14 protein-coding genes, 1 pseudogene and 1 riboswitch are annotated in these 15,816 nt (G+C 64.0%); of the genes and pseudogenes, 12 read left to right on the forward strand and 3 right to left on the reverse strand.

Going from position 1 to position 15,816, the window contains the following annotated elements; translation table 11 throughout:
• Window positions 1–11 precede the first annotated feature (11 nt).
• Window positions 12–1,205 carry a Gfo/Idh/MocA family oxidoreductase gene (locus tag AB0N65_RS08380; protein ID WP_364160038.1) on the forward strand — a complete coding sequence of 398 codons (1,194 nt, stop codon included), beginning with the start codon at window positions 12–14 and terminating at the stop codon, window positions 1,203–1,205.
• Window positions 1,206–1,262: 57 nt separating this feature from the next.
• Here the strand turns inward: AB0N65_RS08380 and AB0N65_RS08385 are convergent, their stop codons facing one another.
• The gene (locus AB0N65_RS08385; RefSeq protein WP_364160040.1) at window positions 1,263–2,186 is read right to left on the reverse strand and encodes a LysR family transcriptional regulator; all 924 of its coding nucleotides are present in this window, start codon (window positions 2,184–2,186) and stop codon (window positions 1,263–1,265) included.
• A 109-nt stretch (window positions 2,187–2,295) separates the two neighbouring features.
• Here AB0N65_RS08385 and tdh point away from each other — a divergent pair, with 109 nt between their 5' ends.
• From tdh to hutI, 4 genes are all read left to right on the forward strand, one after another.
• Entirely contained in the window at window positions 2,296–3,342 is a 1,047-nt protein-coding gene (gene tdh / locus AB0N65_RS08390; protein WP_364160042.1) for an L-threonine 3-dehydrogenase, read from the forward strand.
• Window positions 3,343–3,371: 29 nt separating this feature from the next.
• On the forward strand, window positions 3,372–4,565 hold the full coding sequence (locus AB0N65_RS08395; RefSeq protein ID WP_364160044.1) for a glycine C-acetyltransferase: 1,194 nt from the start codon (window positions 3,372–3,374) through the stop codon (window positions 4,563–4,565).
• 317 nt (window positions 4,566–4,882) lie between these two features.
• Window positions 4,883–5,980, forward strand: a complete 1,098-nt coding sequence (locus AB0N65_RS08400) for an FAD-dependent oxidoreductase (protein ID WP_364160046.1) — start codon at window positions 4,883–4,885, stop codon at window positions 5,978–5,980.
• A gap of 11 nt (window positions 5,981–5,991) precedes the next feature.
• On the forward strand, window positions 5,992–7,242 hold the full coding sequence (gene hutI / locus AB0N65_RS08405) for an imidazolonepropionase (protein WP_364160048.1): 1,251 nt from the start codon (window positions 5,992–5,994) through the stop codon (window positions 7,240–7,242).
• A gap of 9 nt (window positions 7,243–7,251) precedes the next feature.
• Here hutI and AB0N65_RS08410 read toward each other — a convergent pair whose 3' ends face one another.
• Complete coding sequence (locus AB0N65_RS08410) at window positions 7,252–7,371, reverse strand: NPCBM/NEW2 domain-containing protein (RefSeq protein WP_364160050.1); 120 nt, start codon at window positions 7,369–7,371, stop codon at window positions 7,252–7,254.
• 478 nt (window positions 7,372–7,849) lie between these two features.
• Between AB0N65_RS08410 and AB0N65_RS08415 the strand changes: the two genes are divergently transcribed.
• The 6 genes from AB0N65_RS08415 to AB0N65_RS08440 all read left to right on the forward strand — a co-directional run bounded on the left by AB0N65_RS08415 (window position 7,850) and on the right by AB0N65_RS08440 (window position 13,189).
• On the forward strand, window positions 7,850–8,767 hold the full coding sequence (locus AB0N65_RS08415) for an SIS domain-containing protein (protein WP_364160052.1): 918 nt from the start codon (window positions 7,850–7,852) through the stop codon (window positions 8,765–8,767).
• 9 nt (window positions 8,768–8,776) lie between these two features.
• Window positions 8,777–9,730, forward strand: a complete 954-nt coding sequence (locus AB0N65_RS08420; protein ID WP_364160054.1) for an ROK family protein — start codon at window positions 8,777–8,779, stop codon at window positions 9,728–9,730.
• Window positions 9,727–10,680: a hexose kinase gene (locus AB0N65_RS08425; protein WP_364160056.1), complete on the forward strand. Its 954-nt coding sequence runs from the start codon at window positions 9,727–9,729 to the stop codon at window positions 10,678–10,680. Before AB0N65_RS08420 ends, AB0N65_RS08425 begins: the two co-directional genes overlap by 4 nt.
• Window positions 10,677–11,516, forward strand: coding sequence for a class II fructose-bisphosphate aldolase (locus AB0N65_RS08430; RefSeq protein ID WP_364160058.1), 840 nt, complete (start codon window positions 10,677–10,679; stop codon window positions 11,514–11,516). Before AB0N65_RS08425 ends, AB0N65_RS08430 begins: the two co-directional genes overlap by 4 nt.
• Before the next feature lie 23 nt (window positions 11,517–11,539).
• Entirely contained in the window at window positions 11,540–12,334 is a 795-nt protein-coding gene (locus AB0N65_RS08435; protein WP_364160060.1) for a DeoR/GlpR family DNA-binding transcription regulator, read from the forward strand.
• Window positions 12,335–12,415: 81 nt separating this feature from the next.
• On the forward strand, window positions 12,416–13,189 hold the full coding sequence (locus AB0N65_RS08440) for a CPBP family intramembrane glutamic endopeptidase (RefSeq protein ID WP_364160062.1): 774 nt from the start codon (window positions 12,416–12,418) through the stop codon (window positions 13,187–13,189).
• A 161-nt stretch (window positions 13,190–13,350) separates the two neighbouring features.
• On the opposite strand, the gene AB0N65_RS08445 is transcribed toward AB0N65_RS08440, so the two are convergent.
• Window positions 13,351–13,989: a VOC family protein gene (locus AB0N65_RS08445; protein WP_364160064.1), complete on the reverse strand. Its 639-nt coding sequence runs from the start codon at window positions 13,987–13,989 to the stop codon at window positions 13,351–13,353.
• A 207-nt stretch (window positions 13,990–14,196) separates the two neighbouring features.
• On the opposite strand from AB0N65_RS08445, the pseudogene AB0N65_RS08450 reads away from it, so the two are divergent.
• Window positions 14,197–15,534: pseudogene (locus tag AB0N65_RS08450) on the forward strand (bifunctional o-acetylhomoserine/o-acetylserine sulfhydrylase); the annotation flags it as partial.
• A 159-nt stretch (window positions 15,535–15,693) separates the two neighbouring features.
• A riboswitch (SAM riboswitch) is annotated at window positions 15,694–15,809 on the forward strand.
• The last annotated feature ends 7 nt before the right edge of the window (window positions 15,810–15,816 follow it).

The following is a 15,816-nucleotide window of genomic DNA, read 5'->3' on the forward strand; positions in this document are numbered from 1 at the left end:
GCAGAAGGAAATTGCACACCATGGAAAAGGATTTGAAGGTCGGCATCGTGGGTTTCGGCCTGCGCTCAGGGTTGTGGAAGCACGCCCACAAGCCCGGCCGGGGGTCTGAGGTCACCATTATTTGCGACCTCAGCGAGCGGGGCCGGGCAGATGCAGCCGAACGCATCCCGACGGCACGCATCACAAGCGACCTTGAGGAGTTGCTGTCCAGCGGCTTGGACGCCGTACTGGTGCTGACCCCCGATAACCAGCATGCCGCCGTCGTAACCCGTACCCTCAAGGCGGGCATTCCTACCTTCTGCGAGAAACCGTTGGATGTCACGCTGGAAGCCGCGGATCTGATCCTGAAGACGGCGTACCAAACGGGCACGCGTCTCTACGTTGGCCACAACATGCGCCACATGCCGGTGGTGGTTCAGATGCGCCGGATCATCGAAGAGGGCACCATAGGCGAGGTCAAGGCCATCTGGTGCCGTCACTTCGTGGGACATGGCGGCGACTTCTACTTCAAGGACTGGCACGCGCAGCGCGCCAACGTGACGTCCTTGCTGTTGCAGAAGGGCGCGCACGACATCGATGTCATCCACTGGCTGGCCGGCGGCTACACCAAACGTGTTGCGGCCGTTGGCGACCTCGCGGTTTACGGTGGCGTGAAGGACCGCGGCAACAACACCGGCAAGCGCATGGGGGACTGGTTCTCCCTTGACAACTGGCCGCCAACGGAGCAGAAGGACCTGGCCGAGGTCATCGACGTGGAGGACATTTCCATGATGAACATGGTCCTCGACAACGGCGTGCTGGCCTCGTACCAGCAGTGCCATTTCACCCCGGACTACTGGCGCAACTACACGATCATCGGCACCAAGGGCAGGATCGAGAACTTCGGGGACGGCCCGGGGGAGACCATCAATGTGTGGACCTCGCGGACGTCGGGCCGTGGGGAGCCGGACCAGGTCATCACGATCGAGGACGGCGAAGGCGGCCACGGCGGCGCGGATCCGCGCCTGATCGAGGAGTTCCTGCGGTTTGCCGTGGAGGGCGGACGGACCCTGACCAGTCCCATCGCGGCGCGGCAGGCCGTCGTCGCGGGAATCCTCGCCGCCGAATCGCTCCGTGGCGACGGCTCGGCGCGCGAGGTTCCGGAGCTTCCGGCGGATCTCGTGGCGTACTTCGACGCCGGACAGCCTGCACTGGTCCGCGACTAGCTCATCTGCGTCGCAGTTAAGCGCGTTTAGCGGCGTCTAAACGCGCACAACTGCGACTTACTTGGGTGAGGAAAGCCCGGTCATGACGGTTTGAAGTGACTCGCAGACCGTCATGACCGATTTCCGTTTGAGTGTTTCCGGCCGGGCGAGGATGTCGATTTTGCGCACCGAATTGACTCCGGAAAGTGGCCGCAGCACCACGCCCGCGTCCAATACGCGCCGCGCCGTGAATCTCGGCAGCAGCCCGATGGCACCACCGGCCGAAACCAGTGCCGCCACGGTCGAATAGTCGTTGATGCGGTGCAGGACTTCGGCCGGCCGCCCGCTGACGGCAACGACGGCGGCCAGCACGTCCGCGGGCGAGTAGCCGTCGCGGCTGGTCACCCAGGTTTCACCAACGACGTCGGACGGCTCCAGTTCGGTTCGCTGCGCCAACGGGTGGTCGGCCGGGAGCGCGATGTCCAGGGGCTCGTCGGCGAGGGGGACCACAGCGACCTTGTCCTTGGGCCATGGGGGACTGTTGTCCATCCTGTGGGCCAGGACCAGGTCATAGCGCGCCACCAACCCGGGGAAATCTTCCTGGGCCACATCCTCATCCGAGAGCCGCAGCGTTGGTGACTTCCCGCCGTCGAACGTTTTTGCCAGCAGCGCAGCCAAGGGCGCAAACAGCGCCTGGCCCGCGCTGTGAAAGGCGCTGACGCTGACCGGGGCGTCAGGAGCGTCGTGGTAGGCACCGATTGCTGCACGCGCATCCGCCATGGCATTCACGACGGCGGCACCCGCCTCTGCGAGGACGCGTCCGGCGTCGGTCAGCACCAAAGCGCGGCCTTCCTTGCGCGTGAGGGGCACGTCCACGGATTTCTGGAGCAGCGCAAGCTGTTGCGAAACGGCAGAGGGCGTGACCATGAGGGTCTCGGCGACTGCCTTGACGCTGCCAAGGTCACCCAGTTCCCGCAACATTTGCAACTGATGGATTTCCATTAGCAAATGCTAAATCGTTGATTGAGAAGAATCTAGTTGTGCTAAATCGTCAAGGGGTCTTCAATGGACTCAGCAGCAGCGAAGCAGCATCAAGCCAGTGAGGAATCCCATGAAGGCTCTCTACAAATCCGGACCGCACACAGGGTTCGAGCTCGTCGACCGTCCAGAGCCTGAGGCCGGGCCCAACGACGTGAAGATCCGCGTCATGACCACCGGCATCTGCGGCACGGACCTCCACATCCAGAGTTGGGACGCGTGGGCGCAGAGCATCATCGAAACCCCGCTCATCGCCGGTCACGAGTTCTACGGAGAAGTGGTGGAAGTCGGCGAGGACGTCCGCGACGTCAAGGTCGGGGACCGCGTCTCCGGTGAAGGCCACGTGGTCTGCGGCATCTGCCGCAACTGCCGTGCCGGTCGCCGCCAGATGTGTATCCACACGGTTTCGGTAGGCGTGCAACGCGATGGGGCGTTCGCGGAGTTCGTCGTGATTCCCGAGACCAACGTCTGGGTCCACCACGACGAATCCGTCACCCCTGAACTCGGCGCCATTTTCGACCCCTTCGGCAATGCCGTGCACACCGCCCTTAGCTTCCCCTTGGTTGGCGAAGACGTCCTGATCACCGGGGCCGGTCCCATCGGCCTGATGGCAATCGCCGTCGCCCGACACGCGGGTGCCCGAAAGATTGCCATCACCGATGTGTCCGCTCCCCGCTTGGAGCTCGCCCGGCAGATGGGCGTGGACCTCGCCGTTGACGTGTCAAAGATGCGCGTGCGTGAGGCTCAGCAGGAATTGGGAATGCGTGAAGGCTTCGATGTCGGCTTGGAAATGTCAGGACACCCCACGGCCCTGCCTGAGATGATCGACAACATGAACCACGGTGGTCGCATCGCCATGCTCGGCCTGCCCAGCCAGTCCATCGACATCGACTGGGGCAAGGTGGTCACCCACATGCTCACCCTCAAGGGCATTTACGGTCGCGAAATGTTCGAGACCTGGTACGCCATGAGCGCCATGTTGTCCTCGAACCCCGTGCTGCACCGCAACATCTCGGCCGTCATCACTGACAAGCTCTCCGCCGCCGACTGGGAGAAGGGCTTCGAGATTGCCCGCGCCGGTACAGGCGGCAAAGTGGTCCTCGACTGGACTGAACTGTAAAAGCGCGAAACAGACTTTAGGAGCACACCATGTATTCAGCCACCAAAGACCAGCTTCGGGGCGAACTGGACGACATCCGCTCTGCCGGACTCTTCAAGACCGAACGCCACATTGATTCACCACAGGCAAGCCACATCGCCGCAGGACAGCTGGGCCAGCCGGCCAACAACGTGCTTAACTTCTGCGCCAACAATTACCTGGGCCTTGCCGACCACCCGGACATCATCGCCGCAGCCAAGTCGGCCATGGATGAGCGTGGCTTCGGCATGGCCTCCGTGCGGTTCATCTGTGGAACCCAGGACCTCCACCTGGAACTTGAATCGCGTGTCTCCAGCTTCCTGGGCACGGAAGACACCATTCTGTTCTCCAGCTGCTTCGACGCCAACGGTGGCGTGTTCGAGTCCCTCTTCGGCCCGGACGACGCCATCATTTCCGACTCCCTCAACCACGCCTCAATCATCGACGGCATCAGACTGAGCAAAGCGAAGCGCTTCCGCTATGCCAACCAGGACATGGCTGACCTTGAGGCCAAGTTGGTGGAGGCATCGGGCTCGCGCCGCAAGATCATCGTGACCGACGGCGTGTTCTCGATGGACGGCTACCTCGCGCCCCTCGAAGCGATCTGCGACCTCGCCGAAAAGCACGACGCCCTGGTCATGGTGGACGACTCCCACGCCGTCGGCTTCATGGGCCCTTCCGGAGCCGGCACCCCGGAACACGCCGGGGTCTCGGACCGCGTGGACATCTACACAGGCACCTTCGGCAAAGCGCTCGGCGGGGCCTCCGGTGGCTACGTCTCCGGCCGCGGCGAGATTGTTGCCATGCTGCGCCAGAAAGCCCGCCCGTACCTGTTCTCCAACTCGCTTGCTCCCGCCATTGTGGCGGCGACCATCAAAGCGATCGATCTCGTGCGGGGATCCGGCGAGTTGCGCACCCGGCTGTTTGAGAACGCGGCGCTGTTCCGTCGCCGGATGAGCGAGGAAGGTTTCGAGCTGCTCGACGGCGAGCACGCCATCATTCCGGTCATGTTCGGCGACGCCGTGGTTGCGGCCCGCGTCGCGGATGAGATGCTCAACCATGGCGTGTTCGTCACGGCTTTCAGCTACCCGGTGGTTCCGAAGGGTGCGGCGCGTATCCGCGTGCAACTATCGGCAGCGCACAGCTCCGAGGACGTCGAGGCCTGCGTCCAGGCGTTCGTGAAGAGCCGCGCAGCCGTCGCCTGAGCCAACCGTCTCTCACCTAACGCCCCAATTTTCCCAACCGTCTCTCACTGGCGAAAAGGCCCGACGTCGGCAGTCACCGCAGGGCGGTCGTCTGGTTTGCCAGTGTGGGCGGCTGCCGGTAAGGCGCCGGTGAGAGACGGTTGGGGGGTTGGGGGTCATCGGTGAGAGACGGTTGGGGGTTTGGGGGTCATCGGTGAGAGACGGTTGGGGGGTTGGGGGTCATCGGAGAGAGACGGTTGGGGGTTTGGGGGTCATCGGTGAGAGACGGTTGGGGACCCGGGTGTCCGGCTGCCCGCGGCTTCTGACAGGATGGAGCCATGGCTTCGAATTATGACGTGGTAATCGTTGGCGGCGGGATTGCCGGGCTTTCCTTGGCATCGGCCCTGGCAGGGAAGTGCAGCGTCGCGCTGGTGGAGGCCGAGCAATCCCTGGCCTTCCACACGTCGTCCAGGTCGGCCCGCCAACTGATTCCCAGCTACGGGCCGCCCGTGGTGCAGGAACTGACTGTTCGGACCCTGGAGATGCTTGCGGCCCGTGACGCAGAGTCTGAAGCGCCGATTTTGACCCCGCGGGGCTTCATGTTGGTGGGCGACGAGGAGACCGTGCGCGCCCAAGCCAGCGGCAACATGCGCCCCATCTCGCACGACGAAGCCATGCTCCTGTGCCCGGTCCTGAACCCCGACGCGTTCTCCGCCGCAGGCTTGGACAACGGCTCCTTCGGTTGCAATGCCCCGTTGTTGCTGGAGGAACACCGCCGCACGGCTGAAGCAGCGGGAGTGGACATCATCACCGGCGCCAAGGTGCACTCGGCCCAGCGGCTCGGAAGCGGCTGGCAGGTGGGCGCAGGCACGGAAGGCTTCCAATCCGCCGTCGTGGTTAATGCGGCAGGTGCCTGGGCTGACGAGTTGGCCGTTATCAGCGGGGTGGAAAAGCTGGGGCTGCAGCCGTACCGGCGAACGGCGGCGATCGTGAACGTAGACCGGCCGCTGACCCCGGAAACGCCGATGGTGTGCGCCGCCGACGACTCCTTCTACTTCCGCGCCGAAGGAAACCAGGTGCTGATCTCGCCCTCGGAACACGTCCCCAGCGGTGCGGAGGACGCCAAGCCCTACCCAGGGGACATGGAAAAGCTCATCAGCGCGCTGAACTCCGTGACGACCCTGGGGATCCGCTCCGTGGACCGTGCCTGGACCGGGTTGCGGACCGAAGCGGCTGATGGTGTTCCGGTGGTGGGGTTCGACGCCGAAGCTCCCGGTTTCTTCTGGCTCGCCGGTCAAGGGGGATACGGTTTTCAAACATCTTCCGCAGTGGCGGAGCTGGCGGCGGCGCTGATTCTGGGCGACGTGGGCCCGGACAGTCCGGAATCCCGGACAGCGGAACAGCTTGCTGCGGTCCGTTGGTCCATCCGGCGCTGAACAATAGGGACATGAGCGGAACCACGCAGAGGCGCAGCGAGATCACAGCCGGCAGCACACTGATCACCAACATCGGCGAGTTGATGACCCAGGACCTTGAACATCGGGTCCTGAAGGATGCAGCGATCGTGTTCGAAGGGGAGCGGATTGCCTGGATTGGCTCCAGTGCTGATGCACCTGCGGCAGACGAAAAGATCGACGCTGAAGGTCGGGCCGTCCTGCCGGGTTGGGTGGATTCGCACTCGCATCTTGTCTTCGCAGGAGACCGCACTGCCGAGTTCGAGGCCCGCATGGCAGGTGAAAGCTACAGCGCGGGCGGTATCGCCGTGACCACTGGTGCCACGCGCAGCGTGAGTGATGAAGAACTTACCCGGCTGGTGCAAGACCGCGTCACCGAGGCAGTCTCCCAGGGCACCACTTACCTGGAGAGCAAGACCGGTTATGGCCTGGATGTGAAGAACGAGGCCCGCAGTGCCCGCATCGCTGAAGCGCTCGTGGACGAGGTCACGTACTTGGGCGCGCACCTTGTCCCGGCGGGATCGGATCCGGAGGACTACACGGACCTGGTCTGCGGGGAAATGCTCGACGCCGTCCTCCCGCACGTCCGCTGGGCGGATGTGTTCTGTGAGCGCGGGGCATTCACCGAGGCGCAGTCCAGGCGGGTCCTGACGGCTGCCCGTGACGCAGGCCTCGGTTTGCGGGTCCACGGCAACCAGCTCGGAGAAGGACCAGGAGTGGCGTTGGCTGTGGAGTTCGCGGCGGCGAGCGTGGACCACGTGAACTACCTTTCCGATCACGACATCCAAGCGCTCGCGGGAACATGGGCCGATTGGGACACGGCAAAGGGAACGGGGCAGCGGGGCACAGTGGCTACCTGCCTTCCGGCCTGCGACCTGTCCACGCGCCAACCGCTGGCTCCGGGACGGGCGTTGATTGATGCCGGGGTGCAGATTGCGCTTGCGGCCAACTGCAACCCGGGTACGTCGTACACCAGTTCCATGGCTTTCTGCGTCACCACGGCGGTGTTGCAAATGCACCTCAGCGTCCACGAGGCCGTTCGGGCTGCGACGTACGGCGGCGCCTTGGCGTTGGGCCGGGAGTCCGGGAACGACGTCGACGGCGAACGGGCGGTGGGCTCGCTCGCCGTCGGTCATCGGGCGGACCTGCACATGCTGAAGGCGCCGTCAGCTACGCACCTGGCGTACCGGCCGGGTATCCCACTGACGCATTCGGTCTGGCGGGCCGGCCAGCAGGCCGTCTAAAGAGGAAACTTAGGAACACGTGAACTTCGCGTCGGCCCAGTCGGCGTGGTCGTTGCCGTTTCCGTCGCCGGCGTCGTTGGCCAACAGGACCACATACTGTGCGTCGTTGACGTCCACGTTCAATGTCACGGGAGCGCTGGCCGGCGCCCGTGCGGCCGTTCGGTTGGTCCTTTTCCGCAGGGCCCCAACCGTGGTTGCACTGACCCAGGGGTGGTCGCTGGCAAGACGGTGCCCAGCGGCGGCCTGGGAAGTGTGCGGACAGTGACCGTTGAGCTGATGGTCCGGCTGCCTCGGTGGTGCAATACGCGAGGCCGGGGCCGCCATAGGGAGCCTGGTTCTCATCGTGGGGGATCGGCGACCACCTTCCGTCCAACACTTCGTCGATGACATTGATGAGCGAACCCTTCTGCGTGAAGGGTTCGTGGCGTTCCGTGATGTGCGTGCGGGGGTCGGTGGCGCCGCCGGCAGGCTTTGATCAGTCTGTGGCCAGCCGTACGGCGGCCTTGCCCATCCACTCCAGTAGATGATCCTTGTGAGATTGAAATTGATCGTTTAGTGTTTCTATAGATCAGAAAACGTCATTAGTTGAGCGGGAGCAGAACACACAATGAGCGACAACACACTCGGCGCCTTCATGGAGGAAGAACTGACATCCCAGCCGGAAGTTTGGCGTCGGGCCATCATCCAGGCCGGTTCCGAAAGCCTGCTTCCCGCGGACGGTTTGCGCATCGCGGTGATCGGTTGCGGTACTTCCTGGTTCATGGCCCAGAGCTACGCGGCCGCCCGCGAATCCGCAGGCAAGGGAGTCACGGATGCCTTCGCCGCGTCCGAAGCATTCCTGAACAGCAACAGCGTGGACCGCCGTTACGACGTGGTCGTGGCCATAACGCGCTCCGGCACTACAACTGAAGTCCTTGAGGTCCTGACGCAGCTCAAGGGGATTGTCCCAACCATCGCAATTATCGGCGACACCGCTTCGCCCATTGTCGGGTTGGCGGACGCCGTCATCGGCTTGCCCTACGCGGATGAGCGGTCTGTTGTGCAGACACGCTTTGCGACCACCGCCCTCGTGTACTTGCTGACCAGCTTGGACATCGACCTGGCCCCGGCCATCGAGGACGCTCAAGCCGCTGTCGCCGGCGAGGTCGCCCAAGAACTCCTGGACGCCGAACAGTTCACGTTCCTGGGCACGGGTTGGACCGTGGGCCTTGCCCACGAGGCGGGACTGAAGATGCGGGAAGCCGTGCAGGGCTGGACCGAGTCCTACCCGGCCATGGAATACCGCCACGGCCCCATCTCCATCGCCGCCCCCGGACGAGTGACATGGCTGTTCGGCGACGAGCCCGAGGGACTGGCCAACGACATGGCTGCGACGGGCGCCCTTTACGTCCGTTCGGACAACCACCCTCTGGCGGAACTGGCACGGGTGCACAAGGTAACCCTTGAACGGGCCCGCGCCCGGGGGCTCAATCCCGACCTGCCCCGGAACCTCACACGCTCCGTCATTCTCGACGCCACCGCCTAGGTGCCTCCCATGGTTCTTGGAGCCGCAGAATCAGCAGTCCTGGCCTTCGATGTCGGCGGAACCGACATCAAGGCCGGACTCGTGGATGCCCAAGGGGCCGTCCTTGGGTTGCGTCGCGTCCCCACGCCATTGGACCCTTCCCGCCCTGGAGAGGCGGTACTTGACCGGCTTGCTGTGCTCGCGGACGAACTCGCGTCCGAGTTCCCGGACATCACTCCCAAAGCTGCCGGCGTCATCGTGCCCGGCATTGTGGACTCAAAGGACGGAATCGGTATCTATTCGGCCAACCTTGGTTGGCGCGATTTCCCTTTCACGGCCGAGGCCGAAAAACGTTTGGGAATGCCTGTGGCGTTTGACCATGATGTCCGCTCTGCGGCTGCCGTGGAGCACCATTTCGGCGGCTCCAAGGAGTTCAAGGAAGTAGTGGTCATGGTGGTGGGGACCGGAATAGCGGCGGCAGTCTTCTCGGACGGAAAAGCGGTCACGGCCGGTGGTTTCGCCGGCGAACTTGGGCATGCCCAAGTCCCGAACCCCGACGGCGGCCACGGCACCGGAAGTGGACCCGGCACCGGAGGCGCGACCATCCTGGAGGCCGTCGGTTCCGCCGGTGCCATCGCCAAGCGATACAGCACATTCACGGGCACGCCGGTGGATGGCGCCCGCGATGTCCTGCTCCGGGCACGTTCCGGCGACGAAACCGCTGCCCGGATCTGGTCGGAGGCAGTGGATGCCTTGGCTTTCACCATCTGCCAATGCGTCAACATCATCGGCACCGAGGCCGTGGTGATTGGCGGAGGCTTGGCAGAAGCCGGGGAAGAGCTGCTTGAACCGCTTCGCCACCGCGTGGACCAAATCCTGGATTTCCAGCGGCGGCCCCGCCTGATCCGGGCCCAGCTCGGACAAGACGCGGGACTGCTCGGCGCGGCGCTGAACGCACGCGCACTCCTGGGAGCCACCTCATGAACCGCATTGTCACAGTGACCCCCAATCCGGCCATCGACATGACCTACACCGTCCACGGCATCACCGAAGGTGCGAGCCACCGCGTGCCCACTCCACTCAGCCGTGCCGGCGGCAAGGGGCTCAACGTAGCCCGCGTGGTGCACCAGCTCGGCCATCCGGTCCTCGCCATCGCGCCAACCGGGGGCGCCGCAGGGCAGACCCTCGCTGCCGAGCTGTGGACCAGCGGAGTTCCCCATAGCCTGGTGGCAGTCGCCGCCGAGACGCGCCGCAGTATCGCCCTGGTGGATACGGTCGCCGGCGAAACCTCCATCTTCAACGAGGAAGGGCAAGCCCTCCTCCCGGACGAGTGGCGCTCGCTGCGTGCCGCCGTCGACCTAGCCATCCATAGTAATGGCGGGGAAGCCGCCGCGGTGCTGGTCGGCTCGGGGAGCCTGCCACCGGATGCACCTGCGGACTTCTATCCGTCGCTCGTCCGGATGGCGCATGATGCCGGCATACCCGCGATCATCGATACCTCCGGGCCGGGAATCATCGCCGCGGCAAAGGCCGGCGCGGACGTCCTCAAACCCAACCATCACGAGCTCGCGGACGCCACGGGGGAGACGAGCGTTGAAGCCGCCGCCCTGGCTCTGATCGGGATGGGCGCCAGGACAGTCCTGGTCAGCGCAGGCGCCGACGGCATGCTCGCCTTCGACCATGCATCGCCGGGCGGCTACTGGAGCGCCCGCCTCCCCGAACCGCTCAGCGGCAATCCCACAGGGGCGGGCGACGCCGGTGTGGCGGCTGCCGCCGTCGCCCTCGCCGAAGGCGTGACGGAGCCGCGCGGGATACTCCGGCGGGCCACCGCCTGGTCCGCTGCGGCCGTGCTCATGCCGGCGGCCGGGGAGATCTCGCCCCGCTACAAGGAACTGGAACAACGGCTGATCGTGACATGGAAGGAGACCGGATGACCCTGGTCAACACCCGGGAACTGATGGAAAGGGCCGCCGGCAACGGTACCGGCCAAGGGGCGTTCAACATCATCCATGTGGAAACGGCTGAGGGCCTTGTCGCCGGTGCCGAAGCTGCAGGAGTGCCCCTGATCCTTCAGATTTCCGAGAATTGCGCCAAGTACCACGGGGGTCTGGAACCGATCGCCGTTGCTGCCCTGGCCATCGCCCGCGACGCCGCCGTCCCCGTAGCTGTCCACCTGGACCACGCCGAGTCTGAAGACCTCGCGCTCGCCGCAGTGGACTTGGGGTTCGGGTCCGTCATGTTCGACGGCGCGCACCTGCCCTACGACTGGAACGTTGAGGTCACCCGCCGGGTTGCCCGGTATGCCCGGGAGCGTGGCGTCTACGTTGAAGCCGAACTCGGCAAAGTGGGCGGGAAGGATGGAGCCCACGCGCCCGGTGTACGAACGGATCCTGCCGAGGCCAAGGCGTTCGTCGACGCCACGGGGGTAGATGCGCTCGCCGTTGCCGTTGGGTCATCCCATGCCATGACGGAACGCAGCGCCGAGCTGGACCTGCCGCTGATAGGCAGGTTGAAATCCGCAGTGGGAAAGCCTTTGGTCCTTCACGGCTCTTCAGGCGTCACAGACGAGATGCTCGTAGGTGCGATTGGCGCCGGTATGACTAAGATCAACGTATCCACACATTTGAACGGGTTCTTCACCCGCGCCGTCCGTGAGTACCTCGATGCCAACCCTGCAGTGGTGGATTCCCGGAAGTACATCAAGGCCGGACGGGAAGCACTGGTGCTTGAATCCGCACGTATGCTGACGCTGTTCGCCAAAGCGAAATAGCCAGACCCCGCGAAAGGCTTGTCATGACCCGCACCGATCGGCTGACCGCCATCCTTGACCTCCTGGCCGAATCCGGCCACGTGGAAGTCGAGGACATCGTGACGCGGCTTGGCGTGTCACCTGCCACGGCACGCCGGGACCTCGACAGCCTGGCTAAACAGCGGCTCCTGAGCCGCACCCGGGGCGGCGCCACTACGGGATCCGTGGCCTACGACCTTCCCGGCCGCTACAACCGTGACGATCACGCGGAGGCAAAGCAGGACATCGCGCAGGCAGCATCTGCACTGATCCGGCCAGGTGCCGTAATCGGGCTCAGCGGTGGAACCACCAACACCGCCCTGGCGCAGTTGCTGTCCACCCGTGAGGACCTCAACGCACCGTCCAACCGTCCCACGCTCACCGTGGTCACCAACGCGATCAACATCGCATCGCAACTTGCAGTTCGTCCCAACATCAAGATCATGGTCACCGGCGGGATCCTCAACCCGCGTTCCTACGAGCTCGTGGGACCGTACACGGATGTGATCATGCAGAAGGTTGCCTTGGATATCGCGTTCATCGGCGTTAACGGCGTGGATCCGGACCTCGGCCCCACTATCACGGACGAGGGCGAAGCCATGGTGAACACTGTCATGGCCCGCCGCGCCACTGAATCCTATGTTGTGGCCGACTCGTCCAAGGTGGGGCGCCGCTCCTTTGCAGCCATGGCTGGTTACGAGTTCCGGCACCTCATCACGGACGCCGGCATCAAGGCCGAGGACAAGGCCGCGTTCGAAGCCAAAGGCACGGAAGTCATCGTCGCACCGGCAGCGGGCTGAGTTTCCGGTTCGACGGGGCGGCGTCAGAGCACTGTTCGTCGTTCCCGGCAAAGTGGCAGGAATTGAAGGCAAGATAGGTACATGTTCCTAGCGTCCCATCGCCGCCTGCGCGCCGAAGTACTGATCGTACTGGGCCTTTCGCTGGGCCAGTCAGCCGTGTATTCGGTGGTGCAGCTTTTGGACAAGATGACGCGCGCGCCACTGTCCGAGGCCACCTCGACGCTGAACAGGTCGCAAAGCAGCAGAGAATACTTCGACCTCACCTACCAGTTGTTGGACATTGTGTTCGCCCTGGTCCCCGTAGTCCTTGTGTTCTACTTCCTTTCATCGCACTCGCCGCTGAACCGGGAAGACGCGGGTGGTTCGGCCTTCGATCGGCTTGGGTTCAACTTCGCCCGTCCCGGCAGGGACATGTTGCAAGGGCTCGCGCTGGCCGCCGCCATCGGGATCCCGTCACTGGGCCTCTACGCGGTTGGGCGCGCACTGGGAGTGACCACAGCAATTGTGCCGAGCGGACTGGATGCGTACTGGTGGACCGTGCCCGTGTTGATTCTTTCGGCCATGCGACACGCGATCGTTGAGGAAGTGATCGTGGTGGCGTACCTTCTGGACCGGTTCGGAAAGTTTGGCTGGAGCACGGCGGTGGCGATCGTTGTCAGCGCCGTCCTGCGCGGCAGTTACCACTTGTACCAAGGATTCGGGCCGTTCATCGGGAACATGGTGATGGGCCTCGTGTTCGCATGGATCTATACCAAGACCAAGCGGGTCATGCCGCTGGTCATCGCGCACGCACTACTGGATATCGTGGCATTCGTCGGCTTCAGCCTCTTCGGCAAAGCGATGGGGCTGGGCTGACACGCTGCTTAGGCGCTCTCAGGGGAACTGCTTAAAGATATTCGGCCGCCATCGGTGGGTGACGTCATTGGCACCCGCTGATGGCGGCCGAAGCTGCACCCGGACACGCTGGCCGGGGAGTTGCCCCCTCGTGGAAGGGGACTGTTGGATAGTGACTCCGCCTAGATGGTGACGGCCCCCGAGGCGGTTTCGAACGTGACGGACATGATGCCCGGCGTGCCGTGGGGAGCCATCCATTGGACCGCGACGTCCTCAAGCGGCTTCTCCACAGGTTCGCCCAGCCATTCGGTGACACGTTCCGCCGAGCCTGCAATGGTCAGGCTGGACATCTTGACGTCGCTTTCATAAACCCTGGACGGGTGCAGCGACGGGTCGCCCTCCCACTTGAGCAAATACGGCACCTGCGGATCAGCGATGAGTCCGAGGATGCCGATCTGCTGCCACACCAGTTCGCGGCCATCGGGGAACTTCCTGTTGCCGGGTACCGCTGAGCGGCCAAGGCGTTCTTCGAACGGAGCGAGGTCGTCAACGGCGACGCACCAGCCCATCCAACCGCCACCCGCTGCCGAGCGTGCCCTGACTGCCTGGCCGAAGGGTGCCTTGTCGGAAGCGGGGTGGTCCAGGACCTCCACGACTTCCAGGTATTTGTTATCCGCCAAGGGAATGATCATGTTCCGGGTGCCGAAGCGCGGGTGCACTCCGCCCCGGACTGCGTCCACTCCCAGAGCTGCGGAAATTCGTTCTGTCGTGGCCAAAAGGCCATCTCGTTCACAAGCGTAAGAGACGTGATCCATGCGCATGGCTTCATCTTGGCACTTTGTGATCGGGGTCTCAGCTAAGTCCAGCCTAACTAAGGTGGGATGTTACTGAAATGCGTCCCGAGGCGTCATGCCGGTACGCGGAAACGACCCGAGAAGTCCGAAAAATTCCGTCTTCGTCACAAAGCGGACCGCCACGGCCGGCGCTTCCTAGACTGGCCCCACGCAACCCGCCCAACCAGAACAGCGCGCTACGACAAGGAGAATGCAATGTCCCACGGATGGTCCTTCGAAACCCGCCAGATCCATGCAGGCCAGGAGCCTGATGGCGCAACGGGCGCACGTTCCCTCCCGATCTACCAGACCACGTCTTTCGTTTTTCCCAGTGCTGAGAGTGCCGCCAACCGCTTTGCGCTGGCAGAGCTCGCGCCCATCTACACCCGGATCGGCAACCCAACGCAGGACGCCGTGGAACAGCGCATCGCGAGCCTGGAAGGGGGCCTTGGTGCCCTCCTGCTCAGTTCCGGACAGGCAGCGGAAACCTTCGCGATCCTGAACATTGCCGAAGCCGGAGACCACGTCGTGGCCAGCCCGAGCCTCTATGGCGGCACGTACAACCTGCTTGCGCATACGTTGAAGAAGTTCGGGATCTCCGTGACGTTCGTTGAGGACCCGGACAACCTGGAACAGTGGCGCGCGGCCGTCCAGCCCAACACCAAGCTGTTCTTCGGCGAGGTGGTTTCCAACCCGCGCCAGGACGTGCTGGACATCGAGGGAATTGCCGGGGTGGCGCACGAAGCGGGTGTGCCGTTGATCGTGGACAACACCCTCTCCACCCCGTATCTGATACGCCCCATCGAATGGGGTGCGGACATCGTGGTGCACTCAGCCACCAAATACCTTGGCGGCCATGGCGCGGCGATCGCCGGCGTGATCGTGGACTCAGGGAACTTCGACTTCTCCCGGGACCCGGAGCGGTTCCCCAACTTCAACACACCGGACCCCAGCTACAACGGCCTCGTCTACGCCCGGGACCTCGGGAAGGACGGCGCGCTTGGCGCGAACCTGTCCTACATCCTCAAGGCCCGGGTCCAACTGCTGCGCGACCTTGGCTCCGCGGTGTCCCCGTTCAACGCTTTCCTCATCGCCCAAGGACTTGAGACTCTGAGCCTGCGCGTGGAACGCCATGTCTCCAACGCCACTAAAGTGGCGGCATGGCTGGAAGCTCATGACGACGTCGAATCGGTCGCCTTTGCGGGTCTGCCGTCCAGCCCTTGGTATGACCGTGGACGGAAGTACGGGCCGCGGGGTACGGGCGCGGTTGTGGCATTCACCATCAAGGGCGGGGTCGAGGCAGGGAAGCGTTTTGTCGACGGACTCGAGCTCCACTCACATGTGGCCAACATCGGCGACGTTCGTTCGCTGGTCATCCACCCCGCGTCCACCACCCACAGCCAATTGACGGTTGAGCAGCAGGTTGCTGCGGGCGTCAACCCCGGCTTGGTCCGCCTGGCCGTCGGCATCGAGCATGTGGACGACATCATCGCGGACCTTCAAGCCGGATTCCGCAGTGCCAAGGGCGCATAATCACCGCCGCACCTGAGTATCACGGGGAGTGCCGTCCGACGAATATTCGCCGGACGGCACTCTGAAGTGCACCTTGCTGAACGAAAACGCCCCAAACCGTCACACAGCTGTCACATTCTTCGCCATGAAGGTGGTGTCTTTCCTAGACTCTACGTATTAGGTCATGAGTGCCAGCGAACAGCCCCGGCTTGCTGGCCGGCAACCCTCCTCCGCGGTGGGGTGCCCCGGGTGAGGACCTGGCCTGTCGCACGCAAGGCGATGGGCAAGCGCGAGGTTAGGTGT

The organism is Paenarthrobacter sp. NPDC089322 (assembly GCF_040684895.1).
Classification (GTDB): domain Bacteria; phylum Actinomycetota; class Actinomycetes; order Actinomycetales; family Micrococcaceae; genus Arthrobacter.